At 73.7% G+C, this 18581-nt stretch carries 19 protein-coding genes; 12 read left to right on the top strand and 7 right to left on the bottom strand.

Annotated elements, in window-relative coordinates:
- The first annotated feature begins 3 nt into the window (after window positions 1–3).
- From IO40_RS0128410 to IO40_RS0128425, 4 genes are all read left to right on the top strand, one after another.
- A complete protein-coding gene (locus IO40_RS0128410; RefSeq protein WP_016467227.1) occupies window positions 4–1512 on the top strand; it encodes a complex I subunit 4 family protein in 1509 nt (502 codons plus the stop codon).
- Between the two features lie 29 nt (window positions 1513–1541).
- Window positions 1542–2960 (top strand): NADH-quinone oxidoreductase subunit N, encoded by a 1419-nt coding sequence (locus tag IO40_RS0128415; RefSeq protein WP_031176386.1) that lies wholly within the window; start codon window positions 1542–1544, stop codon window positions 2958–2960.
- Window positions 2961–3122: 162 nt separating this feature from the next.
- On the top strand, window positions 3123–3698 hold the full coding sequence (locus IO40_RS0128420) for a TerD family protein (RefSeq protein WP_016467229.1): 576 nt from the start codon (window positions 3123–3125) through the stop codon (window positions 3696–3698).
- Between the two features lie 150 nt (window positions 3699–3848).
- Window positions 3849–4304 carry a tellurite resistance TerB family protein gene (locus IO40_RS0128425; protein WP_016467230.1) on the top strand — a complete coding sequence of 152 codons (456 nt, stop codon included), beginning with the start codon at window positions 3849–3851 and terminating at the stop codon, window positions 4302–4304.
- Between the two features lie 37 nt (window positions 4305–4341).
- On the opposite strand, the gene tatA is transcribed toward IO40_RS0128425, so the two are convergent.
- Window positions 4342–4563, bottom strand: coding sequence for a Sec-independent protein translocase subunit TatA (tatA, locus tag IO40_RS0128430; protein ID WP_016467231.1), 222 nt, complete (start codon window positions 4561–4563; stop codon window positions 4342–4344).
- 104 nt (window positions 4564–4667) lie between these two features.
- On the opposite strand from tatA, the gene IO40_RS0128435 reads away from it, so the two are divergent.
- Entirely contained in the window at window positions 4668–6143 is a 1476-nt protein-coding gene (locus tag IO40_RS0128435) for an LCP family protein (RefSeq protein WP_016467232.1), read from the top strand.
- On the opposite strand, the gene mgtA is transcribed toward IO40_RS0128435, so the two are convergent.
- Both mgtA and IO40_RS0128445 read right to left on the bottom strand, forming a co-directional pair.
- Window positions 6134–8872, bottom strand: coding sequence for a magnesium-translocating P-type ATPase (mgtA, locus tag IO40_RS0128440; protein ID WP_016467233.1), 2739 nt, complete (start codon window positions 8870–8872; stop codon window positions 6134–6136). The genes IO40_RS0128435 and mgtA overlap by 10 nt on opposite strands.
- Complete coding sequence (locus IO40_RS0128445; RefSeq protein ID WP_016467234.1) at window positions 8865–9224, bottom strand: ArsR/SmtB family transcription factor; 360 nt, start codon at window positions 9222–9224, stop codon at window positions 8865–8867. The genes mgtA and IO40_RS0128445 overlap by 8 nt, the downstream gene beginning before the upstream one ends.
- 263 nt (window positions 9225–9487) lie before the next feature.
- Between IO40_RS0128445 and IO40_RS0128450 the strand changes: the two genes are divergently transcribed.
- Entirely contained in the window at window positions 9488–9754 is a 267-nt protein-coding gene (locus IO40_RS0128450; RefSeq protein WP_016467235.1) for a GlsB/YeaQ/YmgE family stress response membrane protein, read from the top strand.
- Here the strand turns inward: IO40_RS0128450 and IO40_RS35060 are convergent.
- Window positions 9714–10442 (bottom strand): hypothetical protein, encoded by a 729-nt coding sequence (locus IO40_RS35060; protein WP_016467236.1) that lies wholly within the window; start codon window positions 10440–10442, stop codon window positions 9714–9716. The genes IO40_RS0128450 and IO40_RS35060 overlap by 41 nt on opposite strands.
- Window positions 10443–10635: 193 nt before the next feature.
- Here IO40_RS35060 and IO40_RS0128460 point away from each other — a divergent pair, with 193 nt between their 5' ends.
- Window positions 10636–11055, top strand: a complete 420-nt coding sequence (locus tag IO40_RS0128460; RefSeq protein ID WP_016467237.1) for a BlaI/MecI/CopY family transcriptional regulator — start codon at window positions 10636–10638, stop codon at window positions 11053–11055.
- Between the two features lie 3 nt (window positions 11056–11058).
- On the top strand, window positions 11059–12009 hold the full coding sequence (locus tag IO40_RS0128465) for a M56 family metallopeptidase (RefSeq protein ID WP_016467238.1): 951 nt from the start codon (window positions 11059–11061) through the stop codon (window positions 12007–12009).
- A 173-nt stretch (window positions 12010–12182) separates the two neighbouring features.
- Here IO40_RS0128465 and IO40_RS0128470 read toward each other — a convergent pair whose 3' ends face one another.
- Together IO40_RS0128470 and IO40_RS0128475 are read right to left on the bottom strand one after the other, a co-directional pair.
- A complete protein-coding gene (locus IO40_RS0128470) occupies window positions 12183–12617 on the bottom strand; it encodes an Hsp20/alpha crystallin family protein (RefSeq protein WP_016467239.1) in 435 nt (144 codons plus the stop codon).
- Between the two features lie 248 nt (window positions 12618–12865).
- The gene (locus IO40_RS0128475) at window positions 12866–13102 is read right to left on the bottom strand and encodes a twin-arginine translocase TatA/TatE family subunit (RefSeq protein ID WP_016467240.1); all 237 of its coding nucleotides are present in this window, start codon (window positions 13100–13102) and stop codon (window positions 12866–12868) included.
- Between the two features lie 185 nt (window positions 13103–13287).
- On the opposite strand from IO40_RS0128475, the gene IO40_RS0128480 reads away from it, so the two are divergent.
- From IO40_RS0128480 to IO40_RS0128495, 4 genes are all read left to right on the top strand, one after another.
- The gene (locus IO40_RS0128480) at window positions 13288–14280 is read left to right on the top strand and encodes a sporulation protein (RefSeq protein WP_016467241.1); all 993 of its coding nucleotides are present in this window, start codon (window positions 13288–13290) and stop codon (window positions 14278–14280) included.
- A 600-nt stretch (window positions 14281–14880) separates the two neighbouring features.
- A complete protein-coding gene (locus IO40_RS35370; RefSeq protein ID WP_063830989.1) occupies window positions 14881–15735 on the top strand; it encodes a GtrA family protein in 855 nt (284 codons plus the stop codon).
- Between the two features lie 60 nt (window positions 15736–15795).
- On the top strand, window positions 15796–16950 hold the full coding sequence (locus IO40_RS0128490; protein ID WP_031176389.1) for a hypothetical protein: 1155 nt from the start codon (window positions 15796–15798) through the stop codon (window positions 16948–16950).
- A gap of 73 nt (window positions 16951–17023) precedes the next feature.
- Window positions 17024–17638 carry a class I SAM-dependent methyltransferase gene (locus IO40_RS0128495; RefSeq protein WP_031176390.1) on the top strand — a complete coding sequence of 205 codons (615 nt, stop codon included), beginning with the start codon at window positions 17024–17026 and terminating at the stop codon, window positions 17636–17638.
- 37 nt (window positions 17639–17675) lie between these two features.
- Here the strand turns inward: IO40_RS0128495 and IO40_RS0128500 are convergent, their stop codons facing one another.
- On the bottom strand, window positions 17676–18506 hold the full coding sequence (locus IO40_RS0128500; protein ID WP_016467245.1) for a class I SAM-dependent methyltransferase: 831 nt from the start codon (window positions 18504–18506) through the stop codon (window positions 17676–17678).
- Between the last annotated feature and the right edge of the window lie 75 nt (window positions 18507–18581).

Genomic DNA, 18581 nt, shown 5'->3' on the forward strand with positions numbered 1-18581 from the left:
CGCGTGCTCACGGCGCTCGTCTTCCTGCCCGCCGTGGCGGCGGGCATCCTGCTGTGCCTGCCCCGGACGACGCCGCCGCTGCTGGTCCGCGCCGTGTGGGTGGCCGTCTCGTCCGTCGAGGTGGCGCTGGTGCTCGCGGTGTGGGCGGGCCACGGCAGCGGCGGGGGCATGACGCACGAGACCCGTGCGGTGTGGATCCCCAGCGCCGGGATCGGCTACCACGTCGGGGTGGACGGGCTGTCGCTGCCGCTGCTCGCCCTCACCGCCGTCCTGTTCTGGGCCTGCGCCGTCCACGCGCTGCGCATGACGCGCCGGGTGCGGCTGCTGGCGGCGCTGTTCCTCTTCCTGGAGACCACGTGCCTGGGCCTGTTCGCGGCCCTCGACCTGATCCTCTTCTTCGTCTTCTTCGACCTGTCCCTGGTGGCGATGTACTTCGTGATCGCAGGCTGGGGCCACCGTCCGGGTGCGCCGCGCGCGGCCGTGAAGTTCTTCCTCTACACCTTCACCGGATCGCTGGCGCTGCTGCTGGGTTTCATCGGCCTGTACCTGGCCGCGGAACCGCACACGTTCGACATGGTGGCCCTGGCGCGCGGTGAGGTGACGGCGGGCCGTCCCCTCTACGGTGCACTGGTGCTGCTCGCCGTCGGCGCCGGTCTGGCGATCAAGACGCCGACGGTGCCGTTCCACACCTGGCTGCCGCCGGCCCACACCGAGGCACCGGCCGTGGGCTCCGCGATCCTGGCAGGGGTGCTGCTGAAGATGGGCACGTACGGGTTCCTGCGGATCGCGATGCCGCTGCTGCCGGACCGGTGGCGGGAGTTCGCGCTGGTGTTCGTGGTCGTCGGTGTGGTCTCCGTGCTGTACGGGGCACTCGTCGCGCTGGCCCAGCGCGACTTCAAACGGATGATCGCCTACACCTCCGTCAACCACATGGGGTACGTGCTGCTGGCGCTCGGTGCGGCGGCCGGCTCCGCGGGGACGGCCGACGGCGCCGCCCGCCTCGCGGTCAGCGGTGCGGTCTTCCAGATGGTCAGTCACGGGCTGCTGACCGGCGCCCTGTTCCTGCTCGCGGGCGTGCTGTACGAGCGGGGCCGCACCTACGACATGACCGCCTACTCCGGCCTCGCCGCCCGCGCTCCGGTGTTCGCGGCGCTGACCGGGGTGGCCGTCTTCGGTTCGCTGGGACTGCCGGGCCTGTCCGGGTTCGTCGCCGAGTTCCAGGTGCTGGCCGGCAGCCTGGGGCCGCGCCCGCTGGCGACCGTACTGGCCGTTCTCGGCCTGCTGCTGACGGCGGCGCTGCTGCTGGGCGCGCTGCGGCGGGTGTTCCTGGGGCCGCTGCGGCTGCCTGTGGCGCCCGGCACCGGCCGGCCGTTCCCCGACGTGCGCCGCCACGAGATCGCCGCCGTCGTCCCGCTCCTGGTGCTCGCCGTAGCGCTCGGCCTCTTCCCACGGGTGGTGCTGGACGCGATCGAGCCGTTCTCCCGAACGCTGCTGGGGCTCGTCGGCCGATGAGCGGGGCGGCTGACGGTGCGGTGACGCTGATGACGGCGATGGACGAGAACCCGGCGGGGCTGCTGCCGGAGGTGTTCCTGGCGGCCTCGGCGGTGCTGGGGCTGCTGGCGGGCGCGTGGCTGCCCCGGCACCGGCAGTGGCTGGTCGGCGCGGGGGCGACGGCCGCGTGCGGAGCGGGCATCGTGGCGGCGGCCGTCGCGGGGGACGGTCCGCGCACGGTGTTCGGCGGGGCCTTCGCCGTGGATCCCGTCACCTGCACCGCGCGCGTCGTCGTGCTGTCCGGCACGCTGCTCGTCCTGCTGCTGAGCTTCGTACCGTTCCGCTCGCACCCCCGGGAGAGCGAGCTGTACGTCCTGATCCAGCTCACCGCACTGGGGGCGCTGATGCTGGCCGGCGCCCAGGATCTGCTGCTGCTGGCGGCGGCGTATCTGCTCACCAGCGTCCCCTCCTACACGCTGGCCGGGTTCCGCAAGGACGAGCGGGGCACCGAGGCGGCGCTCAAGTTCTATGTGACGGGGGCGCTGCTGGGCGTCGTCATGCTCGCGGGGATCACCCTGCTGTACGCGGCGGGCGGTGCCAGCTCCTATCCGAGGCTCGCCGCCGCGCTGCCGGACGCGCCCTCGGCCCTGGTGGCGGCGGGTGTGGTGGCGTTGTCGGCCGGTGTGCTGTTCAAGGCGGGCGGTGTGCCGGCGCACTTCTGGGTGCCGGACGCCGTGCAGGGCAGTGCCCCGCCGGTGGCGGCACTGCTGACGACCGTGCCCAAGGTGGGGGCGCTGGCCGCGCTGTGGCGGCTGACGGCCGTGCCGCTCGCCGGGGCCGACGGGCCCTGGCACACGCTGATGGCCGTGGTGGCCGCCGCGTCGATGACGCTGGGGAATCTGGCCGCGTTCTTCCAGACGGACGTGCTGCGGCTGCTGGCGTACTCCACCGTCAGCCAGGTCGGCTATCTGCTGCTGCCGTTGGCCGCCTCCGGCCGGGGCGGCCAGGCGCAGTCGGCGCTGCTGTACTACCTGGCCGCCTACGCGCTGACCAACCTCGGGGCCTTCGCCGTCGTCTGCGCCCTGCCCCGTGCCCGGCTGCTGGCGGAGTACCGGGGGCTGTGGCGGGCCCGGCCATGGCTCGTGCTGTGGCTCGTCGTGTGTCTGCTCGGCCTGGTGGGGACGCCGCCGACCGCGGTCTTCCTGGGCAAGCTGGAGGTGTTCACCACCGCTGTGGACGGTGGCGCCGGGTGGCTGGCCGTGCTCGCCGCCGTGAACACCGTGGCGTCCCTCTTCTACTACCTGCGCTGGGTGCGGGCCGCCTGCTCGGGAACCGAACCGTGTGCCGCCGCCCGCGCGGTGGTGGGGCCGGCGGCGGTGGTGGCCTGCGCGGCGGCGGGCGCCTCGGTGGTGCTGGGTGTCGCCGCGAGCCTGGTTCTCCCTTTGTCCGGCGGCCCGTTGGCGCGGTGACGGGGTCCGCCCGTGCTGGGTCGGGCCGCCGTGGCGGGAGGCCGGGAGAGGGTGCCGGGACCCGCCTCCAGCAACTTCTACAGTGCTGTAGATTTTCCTTGGTTCCCCGTCCGGGCACCCAGGCCCGGACACCGGTCCGACGAGAGCACCAAGGAGAACAACGTGGGAGTTTCCCTGTCCAAGGGCGGCAACGTCTCGCTCAGCAAGGAGGCACCGGGGCTGAGCGCCGTCCTGGTCGGCCTGGGCTGGGACGTGCGGACCACCACCGGCGCCGACTACGACCTCGACGCCTCGGCCCTGATGTGCGACGAGGGCGGCAAGGTCCTCACCGACCAGCACTTCGTCTTCTACAACAACCTCACCAGCCCGGACGGCTCCGTCCAGCACACCGGCGACAACCTCACCGGTGAGGGCGAGGGCGACGATGAGGTCATCAAGGTGAACCTGGCGGCGGTCCCGGCCGAGGCGGCCAAGATCGTCTTCCCGGTGTCCATCCACGACGCGGAGGCGCGGGGCCAGAACTTCGGCCAGGTCCGCAACGCCTTCATCCGGGTGGTCAACGAGGCGGACGGCCAGGAGATCGCGCGGTACGACCTGACGGAGGACGCCGCCACGGAGACCGCCATGGTCTTCGGGGAGCTGTACCGGCACGGCGCGGAGTGGAAGTTCCGCGCCGTCGGCCAGGGTTACGCCTCCGGACTGGCCGGGATCGCGGCCGACTTCGGCGTCAACGTCTGAGCGAGCGTGCGGGTGCCGTCCGCCGCGGGCTCGGCCCCGGCGGGCGGCACGGCACCCCTCTTCCATCCTGCTAGCTTCTACACCGTTGTAGATTTTGTTTCCGGCGCGCCCGGGACAGCCGGGCGCGCCCCCCGAGAGGACTACGTGCTCATGGCCCTGTGGGACCGCATCAAGGAATCGGCTCAGGCGATGCAGAGCCAGCTGGAGGCGAAGAAGAACGACCTCAAGAGCGGCGCCTTCCGTGACGCCAGCATGGCGATGTGCGCCCTGGTCGCCGCGGCCGACGGGAACATCGACCCCGAGGAGCGGCGCAAGGTCGCCCAGCTGATCGCGACCAACGAGGTGCTCCAGAACTTCCCCGCCGACGATCTGCGGGCCCGGTTCGAGGCCAACTGCGACAAGCTGACCGCCGACTTCGACTTCGGCAAGGTCAGCATCCTCCAGGAGGTCGCCAAGGCCAAGAAGAAGCCGGCGGAGGCGCGTGCCGTCATCCAGATCGGCATCGTCATCGGCGGCGCGGACGGGGACTTCGACAAGGACGAGCAGGCCGTCGTCCGCGAGGCCTGCTACACGCTGGGCCTGCCGCCCCACGAGTTCGACCTGTAATCCGGCCCACCGAGATCCCGGCACCCCGCCCGCCCGGTCAGGCGCTGTCCCGCACGGCCGGCGCGTCCCCCGTGGACGCGGGGCGGGGTGCCGGCTCCTGCGCGCCCTCCCGCTTCATGGCCCGCGTCTCGCTCTTGAGGATGCGCAGGGACTTGCCCAGCGCGCGTGCCGTGTCCGGCAGCCGCTTGGAGCCGAACACCAGGACCACCACCAGCGCCACCACCAGCAGGTGCCAGGGCTCCAGACCATTGCGCAACACCGGCGTCTCCCTTCCCTCCATCACTTGCTACATTGCGCAACTGTACAACCCGGTGCGGGGTGCAACAGCCCCCACCCGGGCAGCTGCTGCAACGAGGAGCACGCATGCCGGACCGCCGCGCGAGGGACGCGGGAAGCCGAGCCGAGGGCAGGGCAGCACGCCGGAGGCAGGCCAGACGGGGCAAGGCCCGGATCGCGGGCACGACCGCGCTCGCCCTGCTGGTGCTCCTCACCGCGGGGGTGGGCTGGCTCTACTTCCACTTCAGCGGCAACATCGACACCTTCGGTGCGGACGGACTGAGCAAGGACCGGCCCCAGGCGAGCGCGGGCGGACAGAACGTGCTCGTCATCGGTTCGGACGCCCGCACCGGCGGCAACGACCGGCTCGGCGGCGGACGCAAGGACGACGTGGGCCGTTCCGACACCGCCTTCCTGCTCCACGTCTACGACGACAGCAAGCACGCGGTGGCCGTCTCCTTCCCCCGTGACACCCTCGTGGACATCCCCCCGTGCAAGCTCCCGGACGGCAGCTGGACCGCCACCCGGCACGAGGCCATGTTCAACGCCGCCTTCTCCGTGGGAGGCACCGCGCAGGGCAACCCGGCCTGCACCCAGAACACCGTCGAGAAGCTGACCGGCCTGCGCGTGGACCACACCGTGGTCGTCGACTTCAAAGGGTTCTCCGCCATGACGGAGGCCGTCGGCGGCGTCCCGGTGTGCGTGCCGAAAGACCTCTACCAGGGCGATCTGAACCCCAACCGGGGCTCCCGCGGCAAGCGCATCTTCCGCGAGGGCGAGCAGACCGTCTCCGGACAGCGGGCCCTGGACTACGTCCGTATCCGGCACGGCATAGGCGACGGCTCCGACATAGGGCGGATCAAACGCCAGCAGGCGTTCGTCGGATCACTCATAAAGAAGATCAAGGAGAAAGGGTTCAGCCCGACCACGCTGCTGCCCCTCGCGGACGCCGCCACCGAGTCCATGACGGTCGACGAGGAACTCGGGACGCCCAAGAAGATGGTCGACTTCGCCATGTCCCTCAAGGACATCGACCTGGAGAACACCCGCTTCGTCACCGTCCCGTGGCGCTACCAGGGCAGCCGGGTCGCCGTCGTCCATCCCGACGCGGACGAGCTGTGGGCCGATCTGAAGGCCGACCGGGCCCTGGACAAGGACGCCGACTCCCCCTCCCCGAAGCCCTCGGTCAAGCCCGTCTCCGGCAAGGGCGTCGAGGTGACCGTCTACAACGGCACCACCACCGCCGGGCTCGCCGCCTCCGCCGCGAAGATGCTGCGCTCCCACCACTACACCGTGGCCGGCAGCGGCAACGCCGCCACCCAGCAGCACACCAGCACCGTCGTCACCCACGGCCCCGGCGAGGCGTCCCGCGCCAAGGACCTCGCCGCGCTCTTCCCCGGAGCCACCGTCGAGGGCTCCGACAGCCCCGGGCTGAGCGTCACCCTCGGGGCCGACTACCGGCCCGGCCAGGACGGCGACGGCTCCCCGGGCGGCGGCAAGTCCGCGCGGGACAAGGGCCGCTCGGCCGCCGACGATCCCTGCGCCGACCTCTCCTACGGCTGACGGCCGGCCGCACCCCGGCCGGCCGCAAGGCCGATGCCCGCCCGGCCGGCTGCGAGGCGCCGCCCGTAGTGCCGCACCGCCACCGCCAGCGCGGCACCGTAGAGGCCGAGCACCGCGGCGAGCAGCGCGTACGAGACGGGGGTGAGCGCGGGGACCATGCCCAGGGCCGGGCCCAGCGGGGTGAGGGGCAGCAGCAGGCCGGTGACGGCCAGCAGGACGGCGGCCCACGCCACCGGCCCGGGGCGGCCCCGGTGCCGGTGGCGGCCCCGGGTGCGCAGCAGCACCATGACCATGGCCTGGGTCAGCAGGTTCTCGGTGAACCAGCCGGCGTGGAAGAGCGCCTGGCCGGCCTCGCCCGCCGCGCCCCGCACAGTCGCGGCCAGCACGGCGAAGGTGGCCATGTCGGCCGCGGCGTTCAGGACGCCGAAGACCGTGACGAACCGCAGGATCTCGCCGGGGCGCAGCGGCGCCGGCGCACGCAGCGCGGCGGGGCCGTGCCGGTCGAAGGCGAAGGTGAGCTGGGCGGCGTCGAAGAACAGGTTCTGCAGGAGCACCTGCGCCGGCAGCATCGGCATGAACGGGAACAGCAGGACGGCCACGAGCATGGCCAGTGCGTTGCCGAAGTTCGAGGAGAGCGCCACCCGCAGGTAAGAGGCGAGGGAGACGCCACTGCGGCGCCCCGCGGTGACGGTCTCGTCCAGCGCCGCGAAGGGCCGCTCGCCGAACACCACGTCGGCGCTCTCCCGGACGGTGGCCACCGCGTCGCGCGGGCACAGCCCCACATCGGCGGCGCGCAGCGCCGCCAGGTCGTTGACGCCGTCGCCGAGGAAGCCGGTGGTGCGCCCGGCGGCCCGCAGCGCGGCGACGACGCGGGCCTTGTGGTGCGGGGTGCAGCGGGCGAACAGGGTGGCCCGCTGCGCGGCGCCCGCCAGTTGTCGGTCGTCGAGGGCGTCGATACGGTCCGCCGTCAGGACGGCACCGCCTGCGGGGTCCAGACCCAGTTCGCGGCAGGTGCGCTCGGCGGTGCCCGGGTGGTCGCCGGTGAGGACCTTGACCTCCACACCTTTGTCCCGCAGGGCCCGCAGCGCCTCGGGGGCGTCGGTGGTGAGCGTGTCGCGCAGCGCCACCAGTCCCGCGAAGGTCAGCCCGCGCTCGTCCGCCGTGCCGTAGTTCTTGCCCGGGGCCGGGGCGGGGCGCTCGGCGGTCGCCACGGCCAGCAGCCGCAGCCCGTCGTCCGCCCAGCGTGCCGCCCGCTCGCGCAGCGCCTCCCGCTCCGGCTCCTCCAGCGCGCACCGCTCCAGCACGGCCTCCACCGCGCCCTTGACGACGAGCGTGTGCGTGCCGAGCCGTCCGGGGGTGCGGACCACGGCGGTGGACAGCCGGCGGGCCGGGTCGAAGGGGACGGCCGCCACGCCCTCGTGCTCCTCGTCCCAGCCGGCCACCTCGGGGCGGGCCGCCGCCGCGCGCAGGATCGCCTCGTCCAGCGCGTCGGGCACCGGGGTCTCGGCGAGCTGGAGGGTCCACAGCGCATTGACGGCCGCCCAGCGCAGCACCTCCGCATCGGGGGTGCCGTCCGGCCCCACGGCACGGTCCACGACAGGGCGGTCCTCGGTGAGCGTGCCGGTCTTGTCCAGGCACAGCACGTCCATGGCGCCCAGGTCGTGGAGGGCGGGCAGCCGCCGCACGATGACCCGCCGGTCCCGGGCGAGGGCGACGGCGTTCCGGGCGAGGACGGCGGTCATGACGACGGGCAGCATCTCGGGCGTGAGGCTCACGGCCACCGTCACGGCGAAGGGCAGGATCTCCACCCCGCGTCCGCTGACGGCGGCGTCGGCGGCCAGCGCCAGCGGCGGGGTCAGCAGCATGAAGCGGACGAGGTTCCAGGCGACCCGGTGGACCGAGCGCTCGTAACCGCTGCGCGCCGGGCGGCGGTGCCGGTGTCCGGCCGCCAGCCGGGTGTCGGCGCCGGTGGCCAGGACAACGGCGGTGCAGCTCCCGGCGACCACGCTGCTGCCCTGGAAGCACAGCTGCGGCTGCTCGAACAGCCGGGTGTCGCCGTCGGGCGGCGGCTCGGCCGGGCCGGCGACGTACTTGGCCAGCGGCTGCGACTCCCCGGTGAGCGGAGCCTGGTGGACGACCAGCCCGGTGGCGCGCAACAGCAGCACGTCCGCCGGGACGAGGTCCCCGGGGCCGAGCCGGATCACGTCACCGGGCACCAGATCGCCGACCGGCACCTCCCTCGACTCGGGCTCCCGGTCCGCGGCGTCGGCCCGCCGCAGCACGGTGACGGTGCCGGCGACGAGGGCCCGCAAGCCCGCGACCGACCGGTCCGCCCGCAGCTCGCCACCGGCCCGCAGCAGACAGCTGACGCTCACCAGTACGGCGATCACGGCAGCGGTGCCCAGCGACCCCACCACGGTGGAGACCGCGGCGAGACACAGCAGTACGGCGGTGAAGGGGTCCCGGACGCCGCGCAGCAGACGGCGCGGCAGCGAGGGAGTGTGCCACTCGGGCGGCGCGTTCTCGCCGTACCGGGCCAGCCGTTCCTCGGCCTCCGCCTCGGTGAGCCCCCGCGGTCCCGTCCCCAGCCGGCGCAGCGCGGTGAGCGGGGCGCGGGCGGCGAGGTGGGCACCGGCCTGCGGCCGGTCCGCCGCGGCGGCGGGGTCCGGGACTCCCCCGGTGCCGGGCGGGCCCTCGCCGTCCCGGCACAGGGGTGCGGTCTCAGGCACCGGACTCGCCGAACCGCAGGGAGGCCCGCGGCGTGTCGGCGACGGCGGCCAGCCGCCGGACCATCTCGTGCACGACGGCGACCACGGCCGGGTCATCGACCAGATAGACCTGCCGCCGCCCCTCACGCCGGGAGCGGACGAGCCCGGCCAGCTTCAGTTTCGCCAGGTGCTGGCTGACGGCGGGCAGGGTGCCGCCGACGCGTTCGGCGAGGTGCGTCACATCGCACTCGCCCTGCGAGAGGGCCCAGACGATGTGGACCCGGGAGGGCGAGGCGAGCAGCCCGAACGCCGTGGCGGCCTGAGCCAGCAGTTCGGGGGACGGGTCCGTGAAACCGCCTGCCTCCGATGTCACCGCTGCACTCCTGTCCGCGCCGTCCTCGATGGCCACGGAAGGGGGCCCGTGGCGCACCTCAGTCTAGGCGGGGCCGTGCGCTCTCCCGGCGGCCCCGTGGCGCGGTGCCGGGGCGCGGAAGGGGAGGGAGCGGCACACCGGGTGCCTGCGGGGCGTCACCGCCGGTTGCGGCACCTTCAGTTGCGCAAGCATGGAACCTTTGCGGGCCGGCCGCGCGTCCTCCCGGGTGCCGGGGCGCCCGCCCCGGGGAAAAGGAGGGTTCGATGGGCATCATCAGCTGGATCATTCTGGGCCTGCTGGCCGGGGCCATCGCGAAAATACTGCTGCCCGGACGCGACCCGGGCGGTCTGATCGGTACGGTCCTGATCGGCATAGCCGGCGCCTTCGTCGGCGGGTGGATCTCGGCGAACTTCCTGGACCGGCCGATTCAGAAGGAGTTCTTCGACCTCCCCACCTGGGGGGCGGCCATCGGCGGCTCACTGGTCCTGCTCATCGCCTACCGTCTCCTCTTCGGCAATTCGCGGGACTGAGCCCCGAGGCCCGTTCCGCCTCGGGCAGGCGGGCCCGCAGGTAGGGCAGCACGGCACGGTCCCGCAGTGCCGCGCGCCAGGCCTCGCGGGCCGCCGCGACCCGCCGCCGCGCCGCTTCGGCCCGCCCGTCGGTACCGGACCGCGCGGCGCCGTCGTCGGTGCGGTCATCGGTGCGGGGGCCGGTCTTGGAGTGCCGGCGGGCGGTGATCAGGAGCCGGCACATCCCCGCCGCACCCGTCACGGCGGCCACCGCGGCGCCCGACCACCCCGTGACCACCAGCGATTCACCGACGTCCCGCTGGGTCTCGACCAGCGTGAGGACGTACCCCAGCAGCAGGAAGATCACCGCCGCCGCCGCGGCCACCAGCGGTACCAGCACCGCGAGCGCGGCGAGCAGCCCACCGCCCGAGCCCCCCGGCGTCCGGGATCCGGGTGCCGCACCGGCGACTCCCCCGCCGGCCCGGACCCGGCACAGTTCGCGGTATTCAGCGGCGGCCGGCCGGGCGACGTCCTCGGCCGACGCGAGCGCCCAGTCGCGGAGAAGAGCGGCGGTGCCCTCGGGGGCGGTGCGCAGGCCCCGGCGCAGCGGCTCGGACCGCAGCACCTCGTCCACCACCTCCGCGAACGCCGCCCGGTCCTCCGGCTGGAAGGCGGGACCGTCCCCGCCCGTGGCCGGCGATGCTCCCATTACTCTTCCTTCCGGTACGACTGACGACAAGCAAAAATCTACAAGCCTGTAGAAGATACTGGACGGACGGTCACCCGGACCACACGGTCACGGCCGCCCCGGCCCGCCGTACCGTCCGGCACACCGGCCGGCGGACACGGCGGGCGGCGTGCGGAACCGGCGGGCGACCGCCGTCGGGCGCGGAGGAGGGAACGTGGGCAACACGGCGCGCGAGCCGGGGCGCCGGCGCGGACAGGGCGAGCTGGAGGCCATGGTGCTGACCGCCCTGCACGAGGCACCCGGCCCGGTCACCGCGGCCTGGGTGCGGGAACACCTGGGCGGCGACCTGGCGTACACCACCGTCGTCACGATCCTCACCCGGCTGCTGGCCAAACGCGCGGTGACCAGGGAGAAGTCCGGGCGCTCCTTCGCCTGGACCCCCGCGGCCGACGCCGCGGGACTGGCCGCGCACCGGATGCGGCAGGTCCTCGACGGCGAGAGCGACCGGGACACCGTGCTGACCCGCTTCGTCTCCGGACTGACGGACCACGACGAGCGCCTGCTGCGCACCCTGCTGCGGCACACCGCCGACGAGACGCCCGAGAACGGCGGCACACCGGGGGAGAACGACTGAGCCGTGGGCTTCTTCGTCCTCCTCCCCCTCGTCCTGCCCCTGACCTCCTGGCCGGTGGCCCGGCTCGCGGAACGGCGGCTGCACCCCCGCGCCACCACGCGGCTGCTGGTGGGCGTGGGCGTCGTCCTGGCCGCGTGCAGCACGGTGTGCCTGGGCCTGCTCGTGGTCGTCGGCACCGCCCAACTGCCCGGCAACCCGCTGCCGGACGCCTGGTCGGACCCCGAGGTCCGGGCGGCCGTCCCCTACGACGAGATGCTGGGCAAGGCGTCCATCCCGGCGCTGGTCCTCCTGCTGGGGAAATGCGGCAGCACGCTGGTGCGGCACCGGCGCGTCCAGCGACGCGTACGCCGGGCGCTGGAGGGCTTGCGCGACTCCCGCGTGGCCGTCCTCCCCGACAGTGCGCCCTACGCCTTCACCCTCCCCGGAAGCCGGCGCCGGCGCTCCCGCATCGTGGTGTCCACCGCCATGCTCGACGCGCTCGAACCGTCCGAACGGCGCGCCCTGTTCGCCCATGAACGGGCCCACCTGACGGCACGCCACACCCGCATGCTGCTGCTCTCCGAGCTGGCGGCCGACGCCCACCCCTTCCTGCGGCCCCTGCGGACGGCCGTCGCCTTCGGCGTGGAGCGGTGGGCGGACGAGGAGGCCGCCCGGGAGGTCGGCGACCGGCGGCTGACCGCACGCGCCGTCGGCAAGGCCGCACTGCTGGCCAACGGGAGCCCGGCGCGGACCGTTCCCGCGGTCGCGGGAGCCGGACAGGTCCCCCGCCGTGTGCAGGCCCTGCTGGACCCCGCGCCGAGCACCCGGCTGTGGCTGCCCACCACCACGGCGCCCGGCCTGGTGGCCGGCCTCGCCGCCTGGCTGGCCGCGGCCGGCGCCGCCACCTCCGCCCTCTCGGCGGCCAACGCGGCGGTCGCACTGGCGGCCATCCTCCACGCCGCCACCCCGCTGTGACTCCGGGGGAGTTCACTCCGCCCTCACGCGGACGGGCCCGTGGCACGCACTGGCGCCACGGGCCCGTCCGTCTTCGTCGCCGTACGGCGGACCGACGGTGAGTGCCCGGCCGCCGCGAGCCGGGCACTCGTGGTGTTCTTCTCCGCGTCCGCCGCGGGTTTCCGGCCGACGCCTCAGCCGCTGATCTCCTTGCGGCCGGACCGCCCGATCTCGATCTTCCGGGGCTTGGCGCGCTCCGCGATCGGGATGCGCAGCGTGAGGACGCCCGCCTCGTAGTCGGCGTCGATGTGCTCGGTGTCGAGCGTGTCGGCGAGCATCACCTGGCGCGAGAACACCCCCAGGGGACGCTCCGACAGCTCCATCTGCACGTCCTCACCCCTGGCCGACGGCCGCCGCTCGGCCTTGACGGTGAGCATGTTGCGCTCGACGTCGATGTCGATGGCGTCGGGGCTGACACCCGGCAGATCGAGGGTGATCACGTACTGGTCGCCCTCGCGGTAGGCGTCCATCGGCATCGCCGAGGGCCGCGACCAGGTGCCGGGCTGGTTGCCGAAGAACTGCTGCGTGAGCCGGTCGAGCTCACGGAAGGGGTCGATGCGCATGAGCATTGTGAAACACCTCCGGTTGCTCCAGGCAGTTCCTGCCATGCCGATGCGCTTAACCGATTCCCGTTGTAACACGTCGTCCGATGGACGACAAGCAACGGCGTCATCCAAGCGCTGACACCGACCCGACCGCGACCCGACGGTCCGACGGCCCGACGACTGACGGCCGGCGGCTGACAGCCGGGCCCGCCGGAGAGGGCACCCGGAGACGGACCGGCGCGGCACGCCGGTCCGCCCGTGGCGCCCCGGGATCAGGACCGCTCGTGCGGGGTATCGCGTTCGACCACCCGTCCGGTCACGACGTGCGGCGCCTGCGCCTTTGCACCGGGGACGGGACGGGACGCGTTCTCCTCCTTCATCGCCTTCCGCTCGCTCTTGAGGATGCGTGCCGCCTTCCCCGCCGAGCGGGCCAGCTCGGGCAGCTTCTTGGCCCCGAGGACCAGAACCACGACGATGAGCACCAGGGCCAGTTCACTCAACCCGAACATCAGGTCCACTCTCCACATGCAGGCGGGGCGACCGCCGAGACCGGCGACGTCTTGAAAACTACAGTGTTGTAGAAGCCTGGCGTAGCGTGGTGTGCACGGCAAGTACGCCTCACCGGGCCCCGGATGGGGCGGACTGCCCGTACAGCATTCGATGCACTGGACAACAACTGAAGGAGAACGCCGCGATGGTGTTCAAACGGCTTCTGGGCGCGCTCGGTGTGGGCGGCCCGTCGGTGGACACGGTCCTGGACGACGGCCCCGTGCGGCCGGGCGGCCCACTGTCCGGGCAGGTACACCTCGAAGGCGGCAGCGCCGACCACGAGATCGAACAGATCTCGCTCGAACTCGTCGCCCGGGTCGAGGCCGAGCACGAGGACGGGGAGCGGGAAGGCACCGTCGCTTTCGGCCGTTTCGCCGTCGGCGGCGGCTTCCGCCTCGCCGAAGGGGAACGGCGCAGTGTCCCCTTCACCGTCACCCTCCCCTGGGAGACACCGGTCACTGAACTGCACGGACAGCAACTCGGCGTCGTCCTCGGGGTGCGCACCGAACTGGCCGTGGCCGGCGCAAAGGACAAGGGCGACCTCGACCCGCTGTCCGTGGCACCGCTGCCCGCGCAGGAGGCCGTGCTGGAGGCGTTCGGCCGGCTGGGCTTCGGCTTCCTGTCCGCGGACCTGGAACTCGGCCACATCCGCGGCACCGGACAGACGCTCCCCTTCTACCAGGAGATCGAGCTGTCCCCGTCCCCGCAGTACGCGCACGCCGTCAACGAGGTCGAGGTGACGTTCCTGGCCACACCCGGCGGCATGGAGGTCGTCCTGGAGGCCGACAAACGCGGCGGGCTCTTCCACGGCGGGTACGACGCGGTCAACCGCTTCACCGTCTCGCACGACGGAGTCCAGCACCTCGACTGGGAAGCCGAAGTCGACTCCTGGATGCGGCAGATGACGGAGAGCCGCGGGGCGTATGCGGCGGGCCACGGCGGCCCCTACCCGGCCCCGCACGACGGAGGGCACCCGTACGAGGCCGCGCACGGCGGCGGTCACCACCGCTCGGGGCCCGGTACGGGCGCCGTCGTGGCCGGTGCGGCGGCCGGACTCGCCGTCGGCGCGGTCGGCGGTTTCGTCGCCGCCGAAGTCATCGACGAGGTCTTCGACGACGATGACGAGGACGACGACTGAGCGCACCCGGAGCACACCCGGCAGGGGCCCTGGCGCGGCACGGCGCCAGGGCCCCGCGCCTCGGACGGCGAGCGGCCTCCCGCACGCCGCCGGCCGGCGCAGATCGGTGCGGGTCCGGTTCCGGCCGTAGGGGTGGTGCGGCGGGCGGTGGGCGGTCCCGGCCGGAACACGGGACCACTCCCCTGATGTCCGGGATTGCGCGCGCAGCCCGGGGACAAGTCGCTCGACGGTGAGGCCGGGAGCCGCTCGGGCAGCGACGAGCGCTCCCGGACGTCCGGGGCGAGGGCGTGGCAGCGCCCGCGTGCCGGCACGGCCGACCGCCCGTCCCCGGTCCGTGACGGAACGCGGCGGACCGGCGGGCCCGCACCCGCCCCTCGCCGGGGTGCCGTCACCGTGCGCCGTCGCGGGGGACGCTCCGCGGCATGCCGCCGGGATGCGAGCGGTCGCCGGGCCGCGCACTCTGGGAAGCGGCGGACCTTGCGACGGGTGGTCCGTCCGACGGCGGTGGCCTGCGGAGCGGCGGTGGCCCGCCGGATGGCCGAGGACGGCCCCTCCCGGGGCCGCGATGCCGTTCAGGTCCGCGATATCGCTGGAGTCGCAGTGGCACAGACCGACGCAGCCGACAGGAGCCCCGTCACGCGCCGGATCCGCGCACTGGCCGACGAGGTCGTGGGATTCGCTCTCGTGGGCGGAGCGGGCATCGCCGTGAACTTCGCGGTGTTCGATCTGTGCCGGGCCCTGACACCGCTGAACGTGCTGGCGAGCAGCCTCGTGGGCACCGGCGTGGCGATCGTCGGCAACTACTTCGGGTTCCGCCACTTCACCTACCGCGACCGCGACAAGCGGTGCCCGGGGCGGCAGTTCACGCTGTTCGTCGTCTTCAGCCTGGTGGGGCTGGTCATCGAGAACGGCACGCTCTGGGTCGCCGCCCACGAGCTCGGCCGCCAAGGTGCTCTGGAGAGCAACCTCGTCAAGGCCCTGGGCATCACGGCCGCCGCCACCTTCCGGTTCGCGGCCTACCGCACCTGGGTCTTCCGACGACGGCCCGCCGCCCCGGCCGCACGCCGCGTCCCCGTTCCCGATGCGTGCGGCTCTGACGCAGGCGACACCCGTGTGCGCGGCCCCGGCCGCCGGACCCCCGCCCACAGGTCCCGCGCCCGCCGGACGCCCGGGACGGGGCGACGGCCCCACCGGTCCGTGCCTCCCGTGCTGGTGCCCGCCGGTGGCGGAGCCGCCTGGCCGCGCCCCCACGCCGACGCCCCGCCCGAGACGTCCCGGTGGCCGGCGGCCCCCGGCCACCGACCCGCCCGGCCCGCCCGGCACGGAGCCGCCCCCGTACCGGCCGGCGGCGGCTGCCCGCACGAGGCGGTCTGGCAGTACACCGGGGACGGCCGGCCGCAGGCGGGGCATCGACGGTGCGGGACGGGCGCGCAGCCACGCGGGAGGTCCCGATGACGGCCGTCCCCCTGCCCCCGGCGTTCCGTGCCCAGGCCCCCCTTATCTGACGGAGCCGCCGTGACCACGGACTCGACGGCCGTCCCGCGGCGGGCCGCCCGGTGGTGGGCCGGGCCGGGCCGCCTGCTGGCCGCCGCCGCGCCCGCCGTCGGCGCGTACGCGGCGGTGCGGCTCACCGGCTTCCTCGCGGTGGCGGCGTACGCCTGGGCAACCGGGAAAGCACCCAGCGCCGTGCTGGGCCACAGCTGGGACGCCCGCTGGTACGTGTCGATCGCCGCACACGGCTACGGAACCACCCGCTCGGGCGAGAGCGACCTGGCGTTCTTCCCCCTGCTGCCCGCGCTCGAACGGGGGCTGGCCACGGTGCCGCCGCTCAGTCTGCCCCAGGCCGGCATCCTCGCCGGCTGGGCGGGGGCGCTCGCGGCAGCCGCCGGCATCCACGCCGTCGGCCGGCACCTGTACGGCGGGGCCACTGCGACGTGGCTGGTCGTCCTGTGGGGGCTGTGGCCCAACGCCGTCGTCCAGACGATGGCGTACACCGAATCCCTCATGACCGCGCTGTCGGCGTGGGCGCTGTACGCGGTGCTCACCGGCAGGTGGCTGTGGGCCGGCTCCCTCGCGCTGCTCGCGGGCCTCTCCCGGCCCAACGGCTTCGCCGCCGCTGCCGCCGTCCTCACCGCCGCCGCAGCGGCACTGTGGCGGGACCCGGAACGCCGCCGCGACCCCCGGGTGTGGGCGGCACCGGCACTGGCGCCGCTGGGCTGGCTGGCGTACGTCGCCTGGGTCGGGACGCGGAGCGGCGGACCACTGGGCTATTTCGCCGTGCAGCGGGCCTGGGGGTCCCAGTTCGACTTCGGGCGCTACAACGTGGAGTACCTGCTGCGGCTGCTCACCCAGCCGGCCCTGCCCGCCCAGTACCTTGCGGCGCTCACCGTCGTGGCCGCGCCGGCCGCACTCGTCCTCCTGGTCCGCGAAAGACCCCCGCTGCCGCTGGTGATCTACAGCGCCGCTCTGACGGTCGTCGCCCTGGGAGGCGCCCACTTCTTCTCCTCACGGCCCCGCTTCCTGATGCCCGCCTTCCCGCTCCTGTTCGTCGCGGCCCGCTGGGTCTGCCGCGCCCGCCCCTGCGTCCGCCTCCCCCTCGTTGCCGGCTGCGCGGGCCTGTCGACCGTCTACGGCGTCCATCTGCTCACCGCCTCCTCCGTCGCCCCCTGAACCGCCCACCCGGCTGCGGCCTCCCACAGGATCGGGCGTGTGGCACGGCCGGCACGCCCACTACGGTGACGTCATGCCCAGGGACGACCTGACGCCGTACTGGAACACCAACGTCGCCCGGCACCGCGACGTTCTCGCGGCCGTGCCCCGAGGCTGCGGCGACGCACTGGACGTGGGCTGCGGTGACGGACTCCTGGCCCGGAAGCTGACCGCAGCCGCCCGCCGCGTCACCGGGGTCGACAGCTCTCCCGAGATGATCGCCCGCGCCCGCGCGCATACCGCCGCCCGTCCCGGACTCACCTTCGTGGAAGGCGATTTCCTGACCGCCCGCCTCCCCGCCGCGGGCTACGACTTCATCTGCTCCGTGTCCGCCCTCCACCACATGGACGTCGAAGCAGCCCTCCTGCGTATGCGCGCCCTGCTGCGGCCGGGCGGCACCCTCGTGGTCGTCGGCCTGGCCCGTGATGCGAGCCGCACCGACTGGGCGGCCAGGATCGCGGCGGCACCTGTCGTCAAGGTCACCAAACTGGTGCGCCGCGCACAGTCCCCGGAGGGAATGCCGGTCCACGACCCGCAGTTGAGCTACGGCCAGATCCGCGCCACGGCACGGCAACTCCTGCCGGGCATGCGCTACCGCCGCCATGTGCTGCGACGGTACTCGGTGATCTGGCGGAAACCACCACCCTGAGAACGGTCGGCCGGGCGGTGGCCGGGACGGGACGCCGTCAGGCGTCCTTGCGGGCCACCAGGCTGAAGAAGGAGGGAACCGGCCGGCCGCCGATGCGGGTCCGCCACTTTCCGTCGGTTTCCCGGGTGCCGCCGTGCTCGCCGGGGCAGTCGTTCTCGGTCGTCTCTGTGAGGGACAGCAGCCGCAGTCCGGCCCGCACGGCACCGGTCGCGACAGCTCCCACGGTGTGCCGGTAGGTCATCACGCTGCCGGTCGCCGGGCCCTCCTCGGCTTGCGCGTAGGCGGCCAGCTGTCCGTCCCACACATGCGGGCCCGCGTCGTCGTAGGCGCACCAGGCGCTGGCGGGCTCGTGCACGGCGAACATCCCCGGCAGGGGGTGGAATTCGACGAGGACGAGATGGCCTCCCGGACGCAGACAGCGTGCGACCGAGCTCATCCACCGGGCGGGTTCGTCCGTGAAGTAGACGACCCCGAGGGAGGCGAAGGCGAGATCGAAGCTTCCCCACAACCGCGGCGGCAGCGAGTTGGCGTCGGCCTCGACGAACGTGGGACACACCCCGCAACGACCGGCGAGGTCGCGTGCTTTGTCGAGGGAGGCGGGGGAAAGATCGACGCCCGTCACGATGGCCCCGCGCCGCGCCAGGGAGATCGTCCCGAACCCGATGTGGCACTGCACATGCAGTACGTCGAGCCCTTCGACGGATGGTGCCGCCTCCTGGAGAGCCGCGTTCTCCGCGGCGGACAGGGTGTCCCGCCCGGCCAGCAGCCCGGCCAGGTCGTACGTCTGGTCGCGTCCGTTCCCGTGCACCGCAGCCGCGGCGTCCCAGTAAGCCTTGTTGAGCCCGAGCATCTCGTGCGGATCGGCCATGGGGCATCACCTGGCCCGGCTAGGGCACGGCCGCCGCCACCGGTCTTGTCAGGGACGGCGGACGCGTGCGGAGGA

Origin of the sequence: Streptomyces albus subsp. albus (assembly GCF_000725885.1) — a bacterium.
In the GTDB taxonomy this organism is placed as follows: domain Bacteria; phylum Actinomycetota; class Actinomycetes; order Streptomycetales; family Streptomycetaceae; genus Streptomyces; species Streptomyces albus.